General features: G+C 39.7%; 19 protein-coding genes, 5 tRNA genes and 1 other RNA gene. 5 read left to right on the forward strand and 20 right to left on the reverse strand.

The genetic code is table 11. The features are described 5' to 3' along the window. Positions 1 to 84: 84 nt before the first annotated feature. The 4 genes from ACQKKO_RS10275 to ACQKKO_RS10290 all read right to left on the reverse strand — a co-directional run bounded on the left by ACQKKO_RS10275 (position 85) and on the right by ACQKKO_RS10290 (position 4,535). Positions 85 to 2,196: a peptidoglycan D,D-transpeptidase FtsI family protein gene (locus ACQKKO_RS10275; RefSeq protein ID WP_498646830.1), complete on the reverse strand. Its 2,112-nt coding sequence runs from the start codon at positions 2,194 to 2,196 to the stop codon at positions 85 to 87. A 97-nt stretch (positions 2,197 to 2,293) separates the two neighbouring features. Beyond that, positions 2,294 to 2,473, reverse strand: a non-coding RNA gene (ssrS, locus tag ACQKKO_RS10280) — 6S RNA. 47 nt (positions 2,474 to 2,520) lie between these two features. Continuing rightward, positions 2,521 to 3,813: an MFS transporter gene (locus ACQKKO_RS10285; protein ID WP_498646833.1), complete on the reverse strand. Its 1,293-nt coding sequence runs from the start codon at positions 3,811 to 3,813 to the stop codon at positions 2,521 to 2,523. 113 nt (positions 3,814 to 3,926) lie between these two features. Then, positions 3,927 to 4,535 (reverse strand): superoxide dismutase, encoded by a 609-nt coding sequence (locus tag ACQKKO_RS10290; RefSeq protein ID WP_498646835.1) that lies wholly within the window; start codon positions 4,533 to 4,535, stop codon positions 3,927 to 3,929. A gap of 224 nt (positions 4,536 to 4,759) precedes the next feature. Here ACQKKO_RS10290 and ACQKKO_RS10295 point away from each other — a divergent pair, with 224 nt between their 5' ends. Then, a complete protein-coding gene (locus ACQKKO_RS10295; RefSeq protein ID WP_498646837.1) occupies positions 4,760 to 4,927 on the forward strand; it encodes a hypothetical protein in 168 nt (55 codons plus the stop codon). A gap of 539 nt (positions 4,928 to 5,466) precedes the next feature. Here the strand turns inward: ACQKKO_RS10295 and ACQKKO_RS10300 are convergent. The 6 genes from ACQKKO_RS10300 to ACQKKO_RS10325 form a co-directional block, all read right to left on the reverse strand. Beyond that, a tRNA-Ser gene (locus tag ACQKKO_RS10300) sits at positions 5,467 to 5,556 on the reverse strand. Positions 5,557 to 5,583: 27 nt separating this feature from the next. After that, positions 5,584 to 5,657, reverse strand: a tRNA-Ile gene (locus ACQKKO_RS10305). Positions 5,658 to 5,661: 4 nt separating this feature from the next. Continuing rightward, a tRNA-His gene (locus ACQKKO_RS10310) sits at positions 5,662 to 5,737 on the reverse strand. Positions 5,738 to 5,770: 33 nt separating this feature from the next. Continuing rightward, positions 5,771 to 5,847 (reverse strand) — tRNA-Met (locus ACQKKO_RS10315). Between the two features lie 6 nt (positions 5,848 to 5,853). Beyond that, positions 5,854 to 5,928 (reverse strand) — tRNA-Asn (locus ACQKKO_RS10320). A 220-nt stretch (positions 5,929 to 6,148) separates the two neighbouring features. Beyond that, positions 6,149 to 7,771 (reverse strand): Na/Pi cotransporter family protein, encoded by a 1,623-nt coding sequence (locus ACQKKO_RS10325; RefSeq protein WP_498646838.1) that lies wholly within the window; start codon positions 7,769 to 7,771, stop codon positions 6,149 to 6,151. A gap of 221 nt (positions 7,772 to 7,992) precedes the next feature. Between ACQKKO_RS10325 and ACQKKO_RS10330 the strand changes: the two genes are divergently transcribed. Next, positions 7,993 to 8,766 (forward strand): DUF1189 family protein, encoded by a 774-nt coding sequence (locus ACQKKO_RS10330; RefSeq protein WP_498646840.1) that lies wholly within the window; start codon positions 7,993 to 7,995, stop codon positions 8,764 to 8,766. Between the two features lie 7 nt (positions 8,767 to 8,773). Here ACQKKO_RS10330 and ACQKKO_RS10335 read toward each other — a convergent pair whose 3' ends face one another. The 3 genes from ACQKKO_RS10335 to ACQKKO_RS10345 all read right to left on the reverse strand — a co-directional run bounded on the left by ACQKKO_RS10335 (position 8,774) and on the right by ACQKKO_RS10345 (position 11,736). Further along, the gene (locus ACQKKO_RS10335; protein ID WP_498646842.1) at positions 8,774 to 9,427 is read right to left on the reverse strand and encodes an NfeD family protein; all 654 of its coding nucleotides are present in this window, start codon (positions 9,425 to 9,427) and stop codon (positions 8,774 to 8,776) included. Positions 9,428 to 9,561: 134 nt separating this feature from the next. After that, the gene (locus tag ACQKKO_RS10340) at positions 9,562 to 10,410 is read right to left on the reverse strand and encodes a DUF1002 domain-containing protein (RefSeq protein ID WP_498646927.1); all 849 of its coding nucleotides are present in this window, start codon (positions 10,408 to 10,410) and stop codon (positions 9,562 to 9,564) included. A 150-nt stretch (positions 10,411 to 10,560) separates the two neighbouring features. Continuing rightward, the gene (locus ACQKKO_RS10345) at positions 10,561 to 11,736 is read right to left on the reverse strand and encodes an MFS transporter (RefSeq protein ID WP_498646844.1); all 1,176 of its coding nucleotides are present in this window, start codon (positions 11,734 to 11,736) and stop codon (positions 10,561 to 10,563) included. A gap of 89 nt (positions 11,737 to 11,825) precedes the next feature. Here ACQKKO_RS10345 and yqfZ point away from each other — a divergent pair, with 89 nt between their 5' ends. Continuing rightward, positions 11,826 to 12,173, forward strand: a complete 348-nt coding sequence (gene yqfZ, locus ACQKKO_RS10350; protein ID WP_498646845.1) for a protein YqfZ — start codon at positions 11,826 to 11,828, stop codon at positions 12,171 to 12,173. 108 nt (positions 12,174 to 12,281) lie between these two features. Beyond that, the gene (gene ispG / locus ACQKKO_RS10355) at positions 12,282 to 13,394 is read left to right on the forward strand and encodes a flavodoxin-dependent (E)-4-hydroxy-3-methylbut-2-enyl-diphosphate synthase (protein WP_498646846.1); all 1,113 of its coding nucleotides are present in this window, start codon (positions 12,282 to 12,284) and stop codon (positions 13,392 to 13,394) included. A 69-nt stretch (positions 13,395 to 13,463) separates the two neighbouring features. On the opposite strand, the gene ACQKKO_RS10360 is transcribed toward ispG, so the two are convergent. Next, on the reverse strand, positions 13,464 to 13,862 hold the full coding sequence (locus ACQKKO_RS10360; protein WP_498646848.1) for a hypothetical protein: 399 nt from the start codon (positions 13,860 to 13,862) through the stop codon (positions 13,464 to 13,466). Positions 13,863 to 14,004: 142 nt separating this feature from the next. Between ACQKKO_RS10360 and ACQKKO_RS10365 the strand changes: the two genes are divergently transcribed. Continuing rightward, positions 14,005 to 14,583, forward strand: coding sequence for a 5' nucleotidase, NT5C type (locus ACQKKO_RS10365; protein ID WP_498646850.1), 579 nt, complete (start codon positions 14,005 to 14,007; stop codon positions 14,581 to 14,583). 165 nt (positions 14,584 to 14,748) lie between these two features. On the opposite strand, the gene ACQKKO_RS10370 is transcribed toward ACQKKO_RS10365, so the two are convergent. The 6 genes from ACQKKO_RS10370 to ACQKKO_RS10395 form a co-directional block, all read right to left on the reverse strand. Continuing rightward, a complete protein-coding gene (locus ACQKKO_RS10370; RefSeq protein WP_479823724.1) occupies positions 14,749 to 15,177 on the reverse strand; it encodes a Fur family transcriptional regulator in 429 nt (142 codons plus the stop codon). A gap of 71 nt (positions 15,178 to 15,248) precedes the next feature. Further along, entirely contained in the window at positions 15,249 to 16,124 is an 876-nt protein-coding gene (locus tag ACQKKO_RS10375; RefSeq protein WP_498646852.1) for a metal ABC transporter permease, read from the reverse strand. Beyond that, positions 16,121 to 16,864, reverse strand: coding sequence for a metal ABC transporter ATP-binding protein (locus ACQKKO_RS10380; protein ID WP_498646854.1), 744 nt, complete (start codon positions 16,862 to 16,864; stop codon positions 16,121 to 16,123). Before ACQKKO_RS10380 ends, ACQKKO_RS10375 begins: the two co-directional genes overlap by 4 nt. A gap of 115 nt (positions 16,865 to 16,979) precedes the next feature. Beyond that, positions 16,980 to 17,108 carry a hypothetical protein gene (locus tag ACQKKO_RS10385; RefSeq protein ID WP_498646934.1) on the reverse strand — a complete coding sequence of 43 codons (129 nt, stop codon included), beginning with the start codon at positions 17,106 to 17,108 and terminating at the stop codon, positions 16,980 to 16,982. Then, positions 17,083 to 17,775, reverse strand: coding sequence for a lytic transglycosylase domain-containing protein (locus tag ACQKKO_RS10390; RefSeq protein WP_498646857.1), 693 nt, complete (start codon positions 17,773 to 17,775; stop codon positions 17,083 to 17,085). The genes ACQKKO_RS10385 and ACQKKO_RS10390 overlap by 26 nt, the downstream gene beginning before the upstream one ends. Positions 17,776 to 17,920: 145 nt before the next feature. Then, positions 17,921 to 19,066: a two-component system sensor histidine kinase NtrB gene (locus ACQKKO_RS10395; RefSeq protein ID WP_498646859.1), complete on the reverse strand. Its 1,146-nt coding sequence runs from the start codon at positions 19,064 to 19,066 to the stop codon at positions 17,921 to 17,923. Positions 19,067 to 19,167: the final 101 nt, after the last annotated feature.

The following is a 19,167-nucleotide window of genomic DNA, read 5'->3' on the forward strand; positions in this document are numbered from 1 at the left end:
AAATCATAAAAGTTATTAACTCCAGGGAAAAGATAGAAAAAAGAAGCAGACGCGGAGTCTGCTTCTTAAGAATCATTTAATCTATTATTCTAATTCTGGATCTGTGTCTACATCTTCTAGGACTGTGTCTACGTCTTCTGGTCCTTCTCGGTTTTCGTTGATGTCGATGTATGCATTGAGCATTTTTGAACCGATCTGCTGAGCAACATTCGTCTTATACGTTTTAGATACTCCTGGAACTACAACAGTAAATGCAACCTGTGGGTCGTCAGCAGGCATATAGCCAACAAGAGTTTGGTTATTTCCGTCGTTTGTTGAATAAATGCTTACCTGTGCTGTTCCAGTTTTTGCAGCCATGTCAGGGAATTCTGAGTTAAAGTTAACCTTTTCAACGCCATCTCTTCCTTGTCTCATTCTGGCTGCAGTGCCTCTTTCACCATATACTACGCGTTTTAAACCATTCTTAACGAGTTGTATATCTTCTTTGCTCATATCAACTTGATTTAACACCTCTGGTGAAACTTGCGTGACTACATTTCCCTCTTCACCATTTGTGGATGGTTCACGAATTTCTGACACTAGATGCGGTCTCATACGTGCACCATCATTAGCAATAGTTGAAATGTATTGCACCATTTGAAGTGGCGTGTATGTGTCATACTGTCCAATAAATAAGTCTAGTAAAACACCAGGATCACCATAGCCACCTTCATATCCAGTGGCAACACTTGGTAAATCAATTCCTGGATTTACGCCCAGCCCAAATTGGCTAAAATGATATCTTGCCTCATCAAAGGCATTATTTATATCATTTAGATTACTGAACGATTTTCTAGGAGCGTATTCATAATTTGCCATTCTCATTGCAATATAAAACATATAAACGTTTGAAGATCTTTCAAGTGCTGATAAATAATTGACTGGCCCCATCGCTTTACCCACGGAGCTTTTAGTACCTCCACCTGGTAACTCCAATGTTTTATCTTGAATAACTGTGTTAGGTGTCATCACTCCTGTTTGAAATCCAGTAAGTACAGAAGCAGCCTTTACTGATGACCCCATTTCAAATTGATTGTTCAATACACCTGCATCATTAACCTTACCTGCTTTAGGTCTTGCTGGATCATCATTATAACCAGCCATTGAAATAATTTCGCCTGTTTGTGGATTCATCATTACAGCGTATGCTTGCCTTTCCTTTAAATACGCACCAAAATTCGATTTAACTGCTGTTTCAAGTGTCTCTCCAAGCTTTTGTTGCATTTCCATATCAATGGTTAAGACTAAATCATTTCCACGACTTCCCGGCTTCTCGTCCACAGTGTTTTCTGTATGAGAACCGTTACGGGTAGAACTTCGATTAATTTCTGCTTTTTGGCCTCTCAAAACATCTTCATATTGTGCTTCTAAAAAGCTTCTGCCAATTAAATCGGAACGGTCGTAGCCCTTTGCTAAATATGCATCAATACTTTCAGCCGGAATCGTACTTGTATTTCCAAGAATACTTCTAAATGTATCTCCATAGGTATAACTACGACGCGAATCACGAAGAATATCCACTCCTGGAAGCTTATCTAAATGCTCAGACACTTTATGTGCCTCTTCTTCAGTAATTGCACGCTTGATGCGTTGAGGTGATCCTGCATAGCCTCGGGTCATTTCGCGGTAGATCGCGATGACCTTCAATTCGTCATCACTATAATTAATTTGTTCATCTGTAATTTGATCAATAATTGCTTGGTATTCTTCCGCCCCACTTAGATCGCCTTCAACATTCTTAAGTAATTCTTTTCTTTCTTCAGCGGGTGTGGTTTCGTACCAATAATCTTTTTTATCTCGTTCTGTAATCTTTTCTGTATCGACATCAATCATTTTAACTAATTCATTTGCAATCCGGAGCATTTCTTCTGTTTTCTTTGTTGAAGATTGTTCGCTTGGGTTTGTGTAGGTAACAGATAGCTCCATCTCGTTATCAACAACGGTATGGCCAAATCTGTCATACATCACACCACGTGGTGCATCAATACGTGCAGTTTGATTAGCTGTTTGTGTTAGTTCCTTTTCATACTCTTCCCCTTGGACAATTTGAACAACTCCCAGACGAAGAATTAAGGCTGAGAATAGTAGAAAGACAATGATAAACAGAACGTTTAACCGAACTGGAACATGTTTACGCTTTTTATTCTTTTTCCCCATCGTACCTCTCCTTTTAGAAACAAATTTCTATGTATACACACACCAATAGACACCTTAGTTAGGGTGTCTGCATTCACAAGTTAGTCACATTTTTAAGAAATTCCCCACGTAATGCCGTTGCTCCCATCGTTCAAGAACCTACGTTTCGCAGGTGGGTGCCCGCAGAGCTTTTTCCAGTGTCCAATAAATGGCATACTGTCCAAAGGTCGATTTAAGGCTCCCTTTTCTTGATTAAGGTTCAAAACAAAAATGAAGCTCACGGACATGGCAGGTGAATAGATTAATTATAACATATTCAGTCTTGGTGTTAAAGGAAGTTCTTCCTTAAGCATTCGATCCACCTGTGCCCCCTTCTTCTTCTGTTTGTGGGGTAAGCCCAGGTGCTGGCTTTACTGGTTGATTTGAAAATGAAATTGTCCGAACAAACCAGTAGATACATGAATGCCCTGCACCTAATACTAATAAAAGGATCGGAATCGATTTTGCTTCTGGGAAAAAGGAGATGGCTGCAATAAAGGCAAGGACCGAAACGATCCTACCAAAGTTTAAGTAAAGCTCACGAACAACCATGTATTCTACACGCAACTCTGCAGCTTTCCACGCTTTTCCAATCACATCATATGTTAGGGATACATATGGAACAAGCAAGATTGGATAAGCGATTGAGATCAGGATCCCATACGTGATTAACTTTGGGAATGTTACGTTAAACAGAATTAAAAAGATCGCTCCATATAACAGCAATCCACCGAGGAGAATTGCTTTTTTTCTCAACTTTTCTTTAATCAGTCGTCCTGCAGCATAATATACGATCAACTGAGTTGCTGATGTGACTAAACCGTACGTACCAAGAGCCAACTCACTACTGGTTACGGTGTACACCCACACGACAATAACAAATACAAATGTTCCTTCCCTTAACCCTTGAAAGAAATGCGCGTAAAGAATTCGGCCCCATGCATGATTATTTTTCTTTTCTTTCAAAACACGCCTAACATTAAATTGACCCGTCGCATGACGTTTTTTTAATGACATACTTAAGAACACAGCGACAATGAAAATAAATAAGGAGATGCTAAAAATCACGTGATAGCCTGTTGTTTTGTTCATTGCTGTAATAATCACACCCGCAGAAAGCGGTCCAACCATTCCAGCAAACGAAGTGAGTAATCCTAGAAACCCGTTGAAGAAATCTCGTGTTTCTGGCTCAGTCACTTCGAATGTTAACACATTAAATGCAAGCCAATAACAGCCGAGTCCAAATCCCACAAGTGCCCCAAGAAGGAGAATCGCCGGAATAGATCCTCCTCCAATAAAGAGAACAGAGAAATAAAAGAGTGACAAAACAGCCACACCAATTCTCAGTACGTACACTCGGTCTATTTTCTTGGATAATCGACCTGCTAAGTAAAAAGCGATAGGCTGACAAATCACAGCCGCTAAATTATATAAAGCTAAATGGAGAAATTCACCTGACTGCTTCCAGAGGTATACATTCACAAATGTGTTTGAGAGTGCAATGCTTAACGCATACAATCCTCCAATAACTAGAAGCATGACGAGGTCCCGTGTAAGATCAATTTGACCAATAAAGCGATTCAGGGTTTTTCTCTGCATGAAGTCACCCCCCTCCGAGATAGTTTGTCACTCTCGGTTCGGGTTATGCAGGAAGTTTCAATTGCAATAAAAAAACCACCGCACAACAATTGTGCGATGGTTTAAAATATACCTTATTTTGCTGCTTCGTAATTCTTAGCTGCAACATCCCAGTTTACTACATTCCAGAAAGCGTTGATGTAGTCAGGACGACGATTTTGATAATTTAAGTAGTATGCGTGCTCCCACACATCTAATCCGATAACAGGAGTTTTACCTTCCATTACAGGAGTATCTTGGTTTGGTGTGCTTGTAATTGCAAGTTTCCCACCGTCAACAATTAACCAAGCCCAGCCAGATCCAAAACGATTAGCTGCTGCATTAGCAAATTCCTCTTTGAACTTGTCAAAGCTACCAAATTCTCCAGTAATTTTGTCAGCAAGCTCGCCAGTTGGAGCAGTGCTTCCACCTGGAGTTAGAAGCTCCCAGAAGAATGTGTGGTTAGCGTGTCCGCCACCGTTGTTACGTACTGCTGTACGAACAGATTCAGGAAGAGCGTCAAGATCGCTGATTAGCTCGTCCACTGATTTGCTTGCAAGATCAGAATGACCTTCAAGAGCTGCGTTTAGCTTTGTTACATAAGTATTATGATGCTTGTCATGGTGAATGTTCATTGTTTGCTCATCGATGTGAGGTTCAAGTGCGTTTGCTGCGTAAGGTAATTGTGGTAATTCGTATGCCATGTTAATTCTCCTCCTTGAATGAGTACCTAGTTTCAGAACTTTTGAAACAAAAATGTTTCTTAAGTCTTCCATTTTAAGTTATCAAATAAAAATGATATATGCAAATGAAACGACTCTGCCTCAAAACGGTTCTAATCATATAGTTTCCACATGTATCGAAGGACTAAACGTGGAATTCATTTGAATTATTTCGGTAGGCATTGTTGCGTTGCATAGGATGAGGAATGAATCGTGCTGCGTTTTTGTTATTAGTACTGGAGTTTCTTGGTTACGTCCCTGTTCTTCTTGATTCTACTCTGAAGGTTCTTGGTGTGGGAGGGTTTGTTCTTGGTTTGAAGGTAACGGGCTTGGTGCAAGGCGCTTTCTTCTTGTTATCAGCACCTGTTTCTTAGTGGGATGTGCTCTCGGCTTGGTACGCGGCTCGTTTTTCTTGCTAAGGCTTCTTGTTCCTTGGTCAAAATTGATTTTAGCTTGGTTGGGAGCTCTTTGTTCTTGGTATTCCTCCCCATCCTCTAGGCACAGCTGGGGTTCTTGGTTGAGTGCCTATTCCTCTTGATGCCACTATCAAGGTTCTTAGTGAGAGCGGATTTGTTCTTAGTTTGGAGGTTACGGGCTTGGTGCACATCACTTTCTCCTTGTTATCAGCACCTGTTTCTTGGTGGAACCTGCTCTCGGCTTGGTGCAAGGCTCGTTTTTCTTGTTAAGGCTTCTTGTTTCTTGGTCAAAATTGATTTTAGCTTGGTTGAGGGGCTCCTTGGTCTTGGTATTCCTCCCCACCCTCTAGGCACAGCTGGGGTTCTTGGATAAATTCCCATCCCCTTTAACACCTTTCTCAGAGTTCTTTGTGTTGGAGGGTTTGTTCTAAATACTCCTTTTCCTACGCACAAAAAAACTCTGAACGACAAAGCGTTCAGAGTTTTTCTTTTTTGGAAGGAGGAAGAGGGATTCGAACCCCCGCGCGGTTTGACCCGCCTGTCGGTTTTCAAGACCGATCCCTTCAGCCAGACTTGGGTATTCCTCCAGATTGTAAGATAAGTGCGGATAAGAGTGGACCCTGTAGGACTCGAACCTACGACCGATCGGTTATGAGCCGAGTGCTCTAACCAACTGAGCTAAGGGTCCAAGATGGGGCGGCTGATGGGAATTGAACCCACGAATGCCGGAATCACAATCCGGTGCGTTAACCACTTCGCCACAACCGCCATGTCAGTCATCAAATCCAACTTATGTAATTATGGTAGCGGCGGAGGGGATCGAACCCCCGACCTCACGGGTATGAACCGTACGCTCTAGCCAGCTGAGCTACACCGCCATATTATGGCTCCACAGGTAGGACTCGAACCTACGACCGATCGGTTAACAGCCGATTGCTCTACCACTGAGCTACTGTGGAACATTGTGTCCCTCAAGACAAGAACTATCTTATCACGATATTTTAAAGTGCGCAATACTTTTCACGAAAAAAAGTTTATTTATTTTTTCGGAGTAATAAAACCTGCAAGAAATACTTTACCACATGCGTTTTTGGTGGACAAGCACATACGTGAGATAATTAAAAAGAAAAGTGCCGAGATAAGAATTCGATAAGAATTCTCTCCCAGCACAGATTGAAATTAATATTCTCCTATTACAGCTTCCGCAATGTTCACACTGTGATCACCAATACGTTCTAAGTTACTCACTATATCAACAAATACCACACCAGAACCACCGGAACAGCTTCCGTCGTTCATACGAGCAATATGTTGCTTTCTTAACCTACGTTCCATTTTATCTATTAGTTCTTCCTTCTCAAGTACACCTTTCGCTTTAACAACGTCATGATGTTCAAGTGCAGAGATTGCTGCTTCTAATGTTTCTTTTGTTAATTCAAACATCTCATTTAAATCCGATAATGCCGTTTCGGACATAGAAACCTTATTTGATTTCTGATAGTCCTTCAACTCTACGATATTTTCCATATGATCACCAATGCGCTCAATGTCACGTATGGAGTCTAAAAGGGTTGAATGCTTTTTGGAATCTAAGTCAGACAGAGATTGTGATGAGACTTGTATTAAATAGTTTGTTATTTCTTTGTCCAAATTATTAATTGCTTGCTCGTACTGTACTGTCTTTTCTGCTGATTTCTTATCACCTGTTGCAAGATAATTAGCTGCATTAACTAGTCCTTCGTATGAATACTCAGCCATTCTTAGAACTTCTTGTTGAGCCTGTCCAAGTGCAATCGACGGAGAACTACCAATAAACCTCGCATCAAGGTGCTTAGATGTGAATTCAACTGTAGCATCCTCTCCTGGGATCAGCTTAGTTACAATCCAAGCTAAAATTCCAATACACGGAAATAGAATCAGCATATTAGTCACGTTAAATACCCCGTGAGCAGTGGCAATCTGAGTCATTGGGTTTAGATTGAATTGTACTGCTAGAAACTCAATAAATCTTGTGAATACGGGTAGAATCAATAACACAATTGTTGTACCAATTAAGTTAAACATAACATGAGTTAAAGCTGCTCGTCTTGCTGCCACAGTAGCACCTATTGCAGAAATAACAGCCGTAATTGTTGTTCCAATATTATCTCCAAATAAAACTGGAAGTGCTGCTTGTAAATCAATAGCCCCTTGAGCATAAAGCTGCTGAATTATTCCAATGGCAGCAGAAGAACTTTGAATTAACACAGTTAACACAGTTCCGATGAGAACACCCAATAAAGGATTATTACTTAATGTGACAGTCCATTCTGTAAAGGCAGGAAGATCACTTAGAGGCGCAAGTCCTTGCCCCATTAATTTCAATCCGTAAAAAAGAGCTCCTAAACCAAATATTACTTGTCCTATATTAGTAACTTTCGGAGATTTAAAAAAGAAAAGTAGAAACGCCCCTAATGCAATCACGGGAAGAGCATACTGAGACAGATTAATACTAATAATAAATGCAGTTGTTGTTGTACCAATATTAGCTCCCATAATAACTCCAATTGCTTGTCTGAGCGTCATAAACCCAGCATTAACAAGTCCAATTGTGAGAACTGTAGTACCTGTACTGCTTTGAATAAGTGCTGTAACTATAATACCTGTTAAAACACCCATAAAAGGATTTGTTGTAAATTTGTCTAACATATCCCTCAAACGGTCGCCGGCTGCTTTTTGAAGGCCATCCCCCATAAACTTTACAGCAAATAGAAAGATTCCTATGCCTCCAAGAAACGTAAATACAAGCGATTGAACATCCACACAATCTCATCCCTTCATCTACAAAAATACGTTTATTCGACATGAATCACGCACATACGTGTCTATTATTAAACATTTATTAATTAAATGTAAACCACAATTTACAAATGAGAACAAGTTATCTATTTCACAAGCGTTTTTTTGTGAACGTTGTGTGTTGCTATTGCTGAATGAATCCGCTTCCGCTATCATGAAAATAAAAATCATACAGGAGAGGCTTTATGCGTTTTTTTAATTGGTTTCTAAAGAGCTTATACCATCGGCAATCCATTCTCGCTTCTCGTTTTCGTCAAACAATCCATATATTAGGACATGTTTGCTTCACGATTTTCATTGCTCTTATTCCTTATTGTCTTGTTTTAAGTGTCTCCATTTGGTCAGGAATTACACACATTGAACATACGTTGGTAGAGGAAGAGATTGATTTCACCATACGTGAAGGAGTCCTTCACACTTCTGTTGAATCGAGCCCTTATATAGTGAACCTTGATCCATCACATCAACTGATCATTGATCCATCCGATGAATTTACAGTTGATCGTTTAAATTCCCAAGTGATTTTATTGCAAAAACAATCTGTTGTGTTCCACACGGCGAATGTAAATCAGTCCCTCCCTTATACATTACTTGGAGATGGTGTATTTACAAAAACGGATATTCTTGATCAATTGTCCGACAGTAAATCCTTTTTACCTATTTTGCTGGTGATTATTTCAATCATTATTTTAACTGTGATGATTGGACTTGCCTTTTTAGGCGTTTCAGTTCTTGCATTTGTGGGTCGATTCCTACAATGGAAAAACCCTTCCATTACATATGTGCATTTATGGAAAATAGCAGCCCATACGATAACCCTTCCAGTCATTCTTTTTGCATGGGCAATTGTTATTGCTGACTTTATTCCGCTCTTACTTTGGGTTGGACTTGTCATTGCTTTATATGGTTATTTAGTTGTTCGACTTCCACAAAAAAAGAAGAGTAGAAAAACGGTTTAACGTTTTTCTACTCTTCTTTCGTTGCTTGTAATCCTTCAACTTTTGCCACTAAAATCCTTGTTCCATCAACTGATAACACTTCAATTTCTTTTTCTTGTTCAATCCATTGACCTCCACTTGTAGCACTATATGGCTGGCCTTCTATTACGATCGTACCCGTTGGTCTAAGTGAACTTAATGCCTTACCTTTCTTTCCAACTAAATCTTTGTAGCCTTCATTAATGGAATTGTAGCCTCGATCGCTTGTTAATCGATCTTTAAAAGTAAGCTTTGCCCACATTTGTCTTCGTGTAAAAACCTTTAAGAAGAATAATGAGCTAAGTGCGCCTAGGATAAAGGCCATCCCTACTAAAATTCCGTAAACTAAGTTTGGTGCGGGAATTGCTAGCCCAACTACCATTAGGATTACACCAATTAATCCAACCGTCCCATCTGAAAAGAGCTTCCCGTCCAAGATAATCAGTGCGATTCCAATTAAGTAAAGAATAACAATCCAAAATCCTGCATCTCCAGTTAGATGATATAAGAAATAGGCAGCCGTTAGTCCTACTCCAAGCAAGGCGAATAATCCACGCGCTTTAACGAGTAATTCACCGAATAAAAATAATGTCCCTAAAAAGATCACGATAAAGCCGATACTTGCGCTATCAAGCCAATCCATGTCGTCATCTCCCCTTTCTACAATAATCTATACGTATAATCATACCACTCGGTTTCACTTTTTTTAAATTAAAACGGTGTCATTTCACAAAACAAAGTGAGAGAAGGAATAAAGAAATTCCTTCTCTCTTAAACTTATTTAAACCAACCTTTAATCGATTCAATTATCTGATTGATAAAATCTAAAAAGCTGCTTAGAAAGGATTGTGTTTCATCTTTATTTAAAAATTCACCTAAGTTATCACGAACCTTTGAAATTTGATCTTGTACTTGATCCCAGTTTATATCTAGATCCTTCATTCGCATAAACAGTGAAACTAGTCCATTCATTTCTTCTTCAGATAGAGTAATTCCAAGTTCGTTCGCAATTCGTTGAATTAATGCTCGTAAGTCTTCTTCAGATTCAACAGGTGTATCTCCTATCTCCTCTTTAATCCGGTTAATTAATTCTGTCGCTTCATCAACACCGATTGATTCGCTTAATTCTGCTGTCCGAACCATTTCTTCATTTGCCACTTGCTTCTGTTCTTCGGGTATATCTACTCCTGCGGCAACCTCATACGCTTTAATTAAACCAGTTAATCCGGCCGTCCCTGACACTTCAAATGGAGCCGTAACGTAGATATCGGCATCCTCAACTCCAGCTGTTACAAGTGCATTCGCATACATTTTATCTGATACCCATGTAATATTATTTGTTTCTACATTAATGCCTTCACCAGACTGTGTCATTGTAATTTTTGAAGAAGACAATGCTCGACTTCCGATGTTTGTCTTACTAATATAATCTCCTAAATAAACATGTTCCTCTTCATTTGTTACTTCTAACGTTTCAACCTGATCCGTGACATCCATCTCTTTCAGTAGGTCTTCTCTCTGTGCTGGAGACAGATCGGCTCCGAGTGTTACAATGACATCACCTGGGACTGCATCTGCTTTTGCAATCGTTGGAATGAACAAGAGAAAAATAAACGTAATGACCATAGATTTTTTAAGTGTATTTATCAATTTTTAACGACCCCTTTTATGGTTGTAAAACCACATTGCTTAGTAAGGTATCCTCTATTTTTCTAATACCCTTCACATTAGGTAACCTTTTTTACGAATAAATGAAAAGTTACTTTAGACCTAATTTTAACTCATTCCTATCTTAATTACACCCTTTTCTTTCCATAAACTAAACACAAGTAACCCAATAATCGCTGTCACATAGATAAAAATAAATCGATAGGTCGTCCAATTTTCCATCCAAGCTGAGAACAAAATGGGGCCACTCGCCACCCCGATAAAGCGGATCATCGATAGCCATGAGATTGCCTTTTCTCTGATTGGTTCCGGTATAAGATAAACGAGGGCACTTGTTGAAGCCGGCAGCATCACACCAGACACCGCTCCAACAATACAAGCACTAACAAGTAGAAGCGAGACATGTATGTAAAAGAAGCTTACAATAACAGTTGCTATAAAAAGGACAAGTATGCCAGCCTTTAATACACATTGTATTTGTTTAAAAGACTGCAATGACAACCTGCCATAAAGATAGGACATCAGTACTAGAATAGCAAGTGGCAAAGAAATGAACATGGAGCGAGTAAACGAATCTTCAACAAGCGTTGAAATGACAAAAAGGAGTCCATATAAAAAGAACATCACTAAAAAGCCAATAGACAACACTGGAAGAAACACTCGGAAGTATCTAAAAAGCTTTTCATTTGTTCGGCTTTGAACAGGCATACCCTCGCTTCCTAGCAAACTGAATGTAGCAGCAAGAGCAACAAGTGCGATTGCAAGGTACCAAACAAATCCCGCTTGCCAGTGGTATAGTACGATTAAGCCACCAAGGATTGGGCCTGCCGTTTTACTTAACCCGTTCACGATCTCCAAGAAGCTAAACACCTTCGCCTGCAGTTCTTTTGGGTACCGTTCAGAAGCTAGAATCATACCCATCGGAGCTGTTGCCCCCGCTCCGATCCCTTGCAGGATCCTCCCTAACAGGATTACGTAATAAGCTTGGGTAGAATCCGTTGTAAATCCTGCTAAAGATGCAAGAACACAGCCAAGAATCAATCCAGACAAGCTTACAATTAAAACGAATCGCCTTCCATATCTCCCTGAGAGCCACCCGCTTAAAAGAATCATCAATGCTCCTGCGTACGAGAAAACACTTAGTAACAGGCTTGTTTGGTTAGAAGTTAATAATAGATCATCTTGAATTGCTGGCATAATTGGGATAAAGAGTCCGTTTCCAATGACCATAATCATCGTAAAGGTGGCTAGTCCTATTTTCGTCAAGCCCTCTTGCATGTTCATCTAATTCTCTCCTTCAAAAAAAATAGTCATAAACTCGCTTACTCTCGCATACACTCTTACTATCTAGATTTCCGCGAGGAGGACAAGCTATGAAGCGCTTGTTTATTTGTGTTGCTCTTATCCTAGTTTTAGCAGGGATTGTTTCAGATCTTCGTACTGGATCACTTCCAGATCAATCGGTTAAACAACTAAATCAATCCGCTCCCCCTAAAAAGGTTGAAGCACCTGTAGATTCCTCTCCTACACTAGCTTCTCAAGAAGTCATTGTTGAACCGGGTCATACCGTTTTGTCCGTGGTAGAACATTTAAACGAAGGCCCTATTCCTGTAAGTATTGCGCAGATCATAGACGACTTTAAATCCTTAAACCAATCACTTGAACCTGATATGATTCAAACAGGTGAGACGTATTTGTTCCCAATTTATAAGAAAGAGTGAATTTCCTTGCCAAATCGAGGAGGTCATTGATAAAATGAAGTCGTATCTCTAAATGAGAGACTAGACAACTAGTGAACGTTACTTGTTGAATAAAGGAGCGATTGGTCAATGACCGAAATTACTCATCGTACAAAAACCCGTCCGGTTAAGGTCGGTAATTTAACGATTGGCGGCAATGATGAAGTCGTCATTCAAAGTATGGCAACAACAAAAACGCATGATGTCGAAGCGACGGTTGCTGAGATTAATCGACTTGCTGAAGCAGGGTGTCAAATTGTTCGTGTAGCTTGTCCTGATATGAAAGCTGCAGAAGCAATTAAAGATATTAAAGCGCAAATTTCTATTCCATTAGTTGTTGATATTCATTTTGATTACAAGCTGGCATTAAAAGCCATTGAAAATGGAGCAGACAAAATTCGCATTAACCCAGGTAATATCGGGCGTCGCGAAAAGGTTGAAGCGGTTGTTAAAGCTGCTAAAGCTAAAGGTATTCCAATTCGTATTGGTGTTAATGCAGGGTCACTTGAACGTAAAATCCTAGAGAAATACGGATACCCAACAGCAGATGGTATGGTGGAAAGTGCTCTTCATCACATTAAAATCTTAGAAGATCTTGATTTCCATGACATTATCGTCTCCATGAAGGCATCTGATGTACATTTAGCGATTGAAGCGTATGAAAAAGCGGCTAAAGCATTTGACTACCCACTTCACCTAGGAATCACAGAGTCAGGAACGCTTTTTGCTGGTACAGTTAAAAGTGCTGCTGGATTAGGTGCCATTCTTAATATGGGAATTGGGAATACGGTTCGTATCTCGTTAAGCGCAGACCCTGTTGAGGAAGTAAAGGTTGCTCGTGAGCTTCTGAAATCCTTTGGTCTGGCAGCAAATGCGGCAACGCTTATCTCATGCCCGACATGCGGTCGAATTGAGATTGATTTGATTAGTATTGCCAATGAAGTAGAAGAATACATTGCTTCTATTAAAGCTCCTATTAAAGTCGCTGTACTTGGTTGTGCGGTGAATGGACCTGGTGAAGCTCGTGAAGCAGATATTGGTATTGCCGGAGCACGCGGAGAAGGTCTCCTATTCCGTCACGGAGAGATCGTTCGTAAGGTTCCTGAGGAAACAATGGTTGAAGAACTGAAAAAAGAAATTGATATCATTGCTGAGGAGCATTACAAAAAACAAAAAGCTGCCGAGCTTGAAAGCAGCATGTAAAGAAGGTCCCGTTAGTCGAATAGACTACGGGATCCTTTTTTTGCTCTCTGCATAGATGATTACTTGAAGTTAAATAAACGCTGAGAAAAACAATGACGTAAGAATGGACACAATTCCAATGCCGATCCCCCAATTACCGATCGATTTTGAAAGACTTTTCCTCGCTACAAAGCCAACAATAATGCCCGCAGCGCCTAATAGAATCGGCAAGATAAACAAAGACAGAATGGATAAAACGAGAGAAAAAATTCCCATTGCTCGTCCGTTCATCATTTGTTCGACAGGCTCACCAGAGTTACGATCATCAGTTGAAAAGGATATTGGCTCGGCAGCATGAAACTCTGCCGCTGTTTCCTCTTTATAATCTGCTTTATGTTCAGTAAGATCCAAGTCCGTATCTAAGACCGTTTGATCCCGAGGATCTACTAAGCGTACGGGTTCTTGCTCTGGGTGTTTATCAATCGCCATGTGAATCCCTCCACTCTATCCTGCAGAGAGCATTTATTAGTGTACCCAAATGACCTTAGATGACCCGTTTAGTATAGAAGTTGTTCTTTGTTTTAAATCCGTCTCCATTAGATGCTACAATAAGCGTGAGAGGATGATGACATTGAACACGATTCGAATTGGTTTAGATATTGATGGAACTGTTACAGATCCTGCAGCATTTGTGCCAGCTTTAAATCAATCATTTCAAAAAAATTTAACATTAGACGATTTAACGTCTTATGATTTAACAGGCGTGCTAGGAATTACACGCGACGAATTTATGGTGTGGATGAAAACGAATGAAGCAACAATCTATGCAAATGTTGAAATGGCAGAGCATGCCAGCCACGTTTTAGAGAAATGGCAGCAATCATTTGAGCTTTATTATGTAACAGCTCGAGGCTCCTATCTTGAGGAAGTCACTCGTACATGGTTTAAAGCAAACCGCGTTCCTCACCATCATATTGAACTTCTTGGCCAGCATAATAAGATTGAGTCGATTACGGAGCACCAGATTGATCTTTTCTTAGAAGATAAACATGATAACGCCGTAGAGATTGCCACTCATTGTAGGATCCCGGTTCTTTTGCTTAATACTCCGTACAATCAAGGGGACGATCCAGAAGGCGTCATTCGAGTGAAGGACTGGCTTTCTGCTGAACAATGGGTCGAGAGTTGGATTCAAGATAAAAAGAGGTGATCACGCGTGTTCCGTTGGTTTAAGAAGAAAGGCTGTCATTTCTGTCATAAGAAAACCCCTTTTATGCAAACCTATCTCTCAGATCAAGGTAAACGCATAAAGGTTTGCGAGAAATGTCTTGAATATGCCGAGAGACGCGCACTAAAAAAAGCATGAGCCCTTTGCTCATGCTTTTTGCATGGAACACGATTCACATGTTCCGTACACTTCAAATTTATGACCCTCTACTTGGAAAGCAGGGAATTGCTTAGCGATCGCCTCTTCACTCACTGGACATGTATGAAAATGCTCCGTACGCCCACATGTTAAGCAAATAAGGTGATGGTGATGAGAATGTGTTTGACATGTAATCCGGTATCGCTTCTCTCCCTCAAGCTCTGTTTCTTCAAGAATCGTTAATTCTTGAAATAGTGAAAGATTTCGATAGATGGTATCAAAGCTTAACCCCGGATAATCCTTTTGCATATGCTCCAGCACTTCTTTAGCTGAAATATAGCGATCTTCGTCGGCAAACAACTGAATCATCATTTCCCGTTTACCTGTATATTTGTAACCTTCTTTTTTTAGTACATCTAATGCATCAGATACGTTCATCTGCTGACACCCTTCCGTCACCCGAGTAAATTGTTCCTCTTATTATAAACGATTCACAACACTTGCGTCACTTACTGTTCAATTACTGAACTTGGCTTTGGCTTTCGCATCCATTTCATTTTGCGGTTACGGCCGAACAAGATCGATAGAAGTAATAATACAACAGAAATCATGACGATGGTTCCACCTGGTGCTAAATCAAGTTGGAATGCTGCGATTAACCCACCTACCACAGCTATTTCTCCGAGTATAACTGAGAAGAAAAACAACTGCTTAAATCCTTTTGCAAACCTCATTGCACTAGCAACAGGCAAGGTCATTAAGGCAGAAACAAGCAGAATTCCTACGACTCTCATGGCTGCTGCAATAACTAAAGCAACAAGTACAACAAATATCATATTTACTAACTTTCGATTCACTCCAGAAATAACGGCTTGTTCCTCATCAAACGAAAGAAAAAATAATTCTTTATAGAAAAGTACAAGAACAATAATAATAACGACTGTAATGATGCTAATTGTAATGAAGTCTGACTGCGTAACAGCAATTACACTACCAAATAAATAGTTAAACAAATCATTATTAAAGCCATTGGCAAGCGATATGAAGATAACACCAATTCCAATTCCGGCAGATAAAATGATTGGAATGGCAATTTCTTTATAGAATGTGTACACTCGGCGCAGCTGTTCAATCAGTAGTGACCCTCCTACAGAGAAAACCATTCCCATATATAATGGGTTCAGTCCCGCAAAGAAGCCAACATACTTGCCCATCAGTAGGCTAAATGCAATGCCTGACAATGTAATATGAGAAAGCGCATCGGCAATCAGGGACATTCTTCTTACAACAAGAAACACACCAAGTATTGGTGCTAATAAACCAATCATCATGCCGGTATACAATGCATATTGAAGAAAATCAAACCTTAAAAATGTTTCAATCATACGTGCACTTCCTCATTTACTCGATAAACGTGTAGTAAATCTTGATTTTTTTCAAAGTCAATTGGCTTATGAAAATGTATGGACTGATTGAGGCAGGCTACCTCTGTTACATACTTAGTCATCACACCTGTATCGTGTGTAATTAATAGAAGAGTTAAGCCTTTTTCTTCGTTTAATGTTTTAAGCAATTCATAAAATGTCTGCACACTAGCCACATCTACCCCAACAGTGGGCTCATCTAGGATCAGAAGCTCAGGCTCACTTACTAGCGCTCTTGCGATAAAGACACGCTGCTGCTGACCACCTGACAGCTCCCCTATGTTTTGTTTTGTATACTCCTGCATACCTACCTGTGCAATCGCTTCATGCACCTTTAGCTTATCTTTCTTTGTCATAAAGCGAAATAGACCGAGTTTTCCACATAAGCCCATGGATACGACTTCAAACACAGTCGCCGGGAACCCTGAATTAAAGCTACTCGCTTTTTGTGAAACGAAACCGACCTTATCCCATCTTTGAAATTGGCTCACACGCTCTCCAAAGATTTCAACCTCTCCTTGAACAGGTTTAATGAGTCCAAGCAGCAATCGGATGAGGGTTGATTTACCTGAGCCGTTCGGTCCCACTAAACCAAGAAAAGATCCTTTTTCAAGCTTAAGTGACACGTTCTCTAATACATGTCGATGATCATAATAGAAATGTACGTTTTTTAATTCCGCTAAAATCGTCTGATTGGACAAAGACGATCTCCCCTTTTCGTTTGTATTCAATCATTTTTTAAGAATGATTACGATTTAATTGACTTACCCTATTATAAAGCTTTTTATCTATCTGTCCACCCAAGTAGCCTAATTCTTAGATAATCGTTGTGATAAAGACCTTGATATCTTGTAAAACAACAAAAAAACCGAATGAATCCTCTTCAAGAGTCACCCGGTTTTCTCGTTTTATCATACGATTATTGGTTAAATGCAATCGCATCATGCTGCATAACGCCTTGCTGAATCGTTACAGCGTATTCGCTTTTCGCGTTCCCGTTCTTTTCAACGTACTTCTTTAAACCAGTCATTCCTCGGTTATAAGCTGTTAACGCATAGTCCCAATCTTCATATTCCTCATATAGATAATCTAAATATTCCACAGATAACTGGATTGAATACAGAGGCTCAAACAGATACTCCTGTTTGTAATCAAGGTTTGCTCTGTCCGCAATCCAGGGCGCCGTGTTCGTCATAAACTGTCCCATTCCGTAAGCTACACCAAACCTCGTTTCTGGTCCTACTACGGTCGGATCAAAGCTTCCTCCTGTCTCTACTTTAAGCAGCTCATACACAATATAAGGATCCATTCCTTTTTGTTGAGTTAACTCACCAAGAAATAAACCCCACTCTCGCTTAAAGCGTCCTTCACTCTCTTTGTATAATTGCTCGGCCAATTCACTTGATTGTATCCACTGTGAGTAGCTCGGTACACTTGATTCAGAGAGCTCTGTATTACTCGAAAGCTCTAACCCATCCTTTTCAATTTCGAGACGAGTTAGTTCATTCTGTCTATCTTTAACAGCTTGCTTTAAGCTGTTGACTTCAATTGCGAAATAACCTGCAAGCATGATGATTGCGACTAAACTTCCAACTAGAAAACGTCGTACCATTCGTCAACACTCCTTTGTAATAACGTCGTTTCCACCCAACTAGTGGATACCCTAAGTTATTGTTTTTAAACGCGTTTTGCGCTAATGAGTGTATCATGAAGCGATTTAGACCAGCTACTATTTGTTGTTTCCTACACAGGACATATTATCCAGTTGCATATTCGTCAAGTGGCAATGAAATGTTCACTTCTGTTCCGACGTTGTATTCACTTGTTATGGTAAAGATCCCACCGTGATCCTCTATAATTTTTTTACAAAGCGGAATGCCTATTCCATTCCCTTTTTCCTTTGTTGTGAAAAATGGCTTTCCTAATTGGTTTAATACCTCATCAGGCATCCCTTTTCCATTGTCTTTTAGAGTTAAAAGAAACCTGTCGTCTTCTATTTCTGTTTTAACAATAAAACGTCGATCTACATTAGACGAACCATATGCTTCTACAGAATTTCGTAAAAGATTTAAAATTACTTGCTTAATCATCGATTCATTCACATGAACGGTTACATTGTATTTTGTTGCTGTTAGTTGAAGATCAAGATTCACATCATGCAGCAAACACTCAGACTTTAAAATTTGTACAAGAGATTCAATAATTTGATTAGGAGATTGCCAGCTTCGAGTCATTTTTTTTCTTGATACAGATAAAAAATCCTCAATGATTAAATTCATACGGTTTAATTCAGATAAAATCGTATCGTAGTATTTATGAAAATCGTCCGTTAACTTAGCTAACTGAAGAAACCCCTTAATTACAGATAGCGGGTTGCGTAATTCATGTGCGACTCCTGCCGCAATGTGAGAAACGGCCTCCATCTGATGATGAAACGTTAATAAATGTTCGAATTTTTTTTGGTATGAAAGGTCCTCAAAGACAATATATTGGCAATTGAAGTACGAATACGGAAAGACACAAACCCGTATTAATGTATCTTCGTCCTCATATATTTGTTCCTCCACACTCATTGTCAGTGTTGTAACAGCCATCACTTCTTTAGCTAGTTTTAATACGTGGTAGCGTTCACTTAAATCTAGAAAGGAGGCGTTTTCAAGTTCTCTTTCATCAAGTTGACACGTTTTAATAAACGCTTGATTCCAGCCAAGTACATTATATTGGCAATCCATTTTAAGGAAGGGAAATCCTAAATCTTCTATGTATGGTCTTTGTGGTAGGTTCTGAGAATAATGTGCTGTTGGTAGGGCGAATGCTGAATGTAGTGCTGAGCTGGAATTATTCGTCATACTACGGCTCCCTTTTTCAGAGGCTGATTTGTTATCTTGTTGATGATCAAACATAGTAGCCCCTCCTTTAATTTATACGAGTGCTCTGACATATAACTAAAGTCAATATGACTTTTACACAGGACTTACAGATACTAAACGTATTCGTGATTTGC

Source organism: Alkalihalobacillus sp. NPDC127517 (genome assembly GCF_050276055.1).
Classification (GTDB): domain Bacteria; phylum Bacillota; class Bacilli; order Bacillales; family Bacillaceae_D; genus Alkalicoccobacillus.

Bases quoted from the DNA above. Each gene is read 5' to 3' on its own strand.
- ACQKKO_RS10275 (WP_498646830.1), bottom strand. From the start codon at position 2,196: ATGGGGAAAAAGAATAAAAAGCGTAAACATGTTCCAGTTCGGTTAAAC.
- ACQKKO_RS10285 (WP_498646833.1), bottom strand. From the start codon at position 3,813: ATGCAGAGAAAAACCCTGAATCGCTTTATTGGTCAAATTGATCTTACA.
- ACQKKO_RS10290 (WP_498646835.1), bottom strand. From the start codon at position 4,535: ATGGCATACGAATTACCACAATTACCTTACGCAGCAAACGCACTTGAA.
- ACQKKO_RS10295 (WP_498646837.1), top strand. From the start codon at position 4,760: ATGAATCGTGCTGCGTTTTTGTTATTAGTACTGGAGTTTCTTGGTTAC.
- ACQKKO_RS10330 (WP_498646840.1), top strand. From the start codon at position 7,993: ATGCGTTTTTTTAATTGGTTTCTAAAGAGCTTATACCATCGGCAATCC.
- ACQKKO_RS10335 (WP_498646842.1), bottom strand. From the start codon at position 9,427: ATGGATTGGCTTGATAGCGCAAGTATCGGCTTTATCGTGATCTTTTTA.
- ACQKKO_RS10340 (WP_498646927.1), bottom strand. From the start codon at position 10,410: ATGGTCATTACGTTTATTTTTCTCTTGTTCATTCCAACGATTGCAAAA.
- ACQKKO_RS10345 (WP_498646844.1), bottom strand. From the start codon at position 11,736: ATGAACATGCAAGAGGGCTTGACGAAAATAGGACTAGCCACCTTTACG.
- yqfZ (WP_498646845.1), top strand. From the start codon at position 11,826: ATGAAGCGCTTGTTTATTTGTGTTGCTCTTATCCTAGTTTTAGCAGGG.
- ispG (WP_498646846.1), top strand. From the start codon at position 12,282: ATGACCGAAATTACTCATCGTACAAAAACCCGTCCGGTTAAGGTCGGT.
- ACQKKO_RS10360 (WP_498646848.1), bottom strand. From the start codon at position 13,862: ATGGCGATTGATAAACACCCAGAGCAAGAACCCGTACGCTTAGTAGAT.
- ACQKKO_RS10370 (WP_479823724.1), bottom strand. From the start codon at position 15,177: ATGAACGTATCTGATGCATTAGATGTACTAAAAAAAGAAGGTTACAAA.
- ACQKKO_RS10375 (WP_498646852.1), bottom strand. From the start codon at position 16,124: ATGATTGAAACATTTTTAAGGTTTGATTTTCTTCAATATGCATTGTAT.
- ACQKKO_RS10385 (WP_498646934.1), bottom strand. From the start codon at position 17,108: ATGATGCGATTGCATTTAACCAATAATCGTATGATAAAACGAGAAAAC.
- ACQKKO_RS10390 (WP_498646857.1), bottom strand. From the start codon at position 17,775: ATGGTACGACGTTTTCTAGTTGGAAGTTTAGTCGCAATCATCATGCTT.
- ACQKKO_RS10395 (WP_498646859.1), bottom strand. From the start codon at position 19,066: ATGTTTGATCATCAACAAGATAACAAATCAGCCTCTGAAAAAGGGAGC.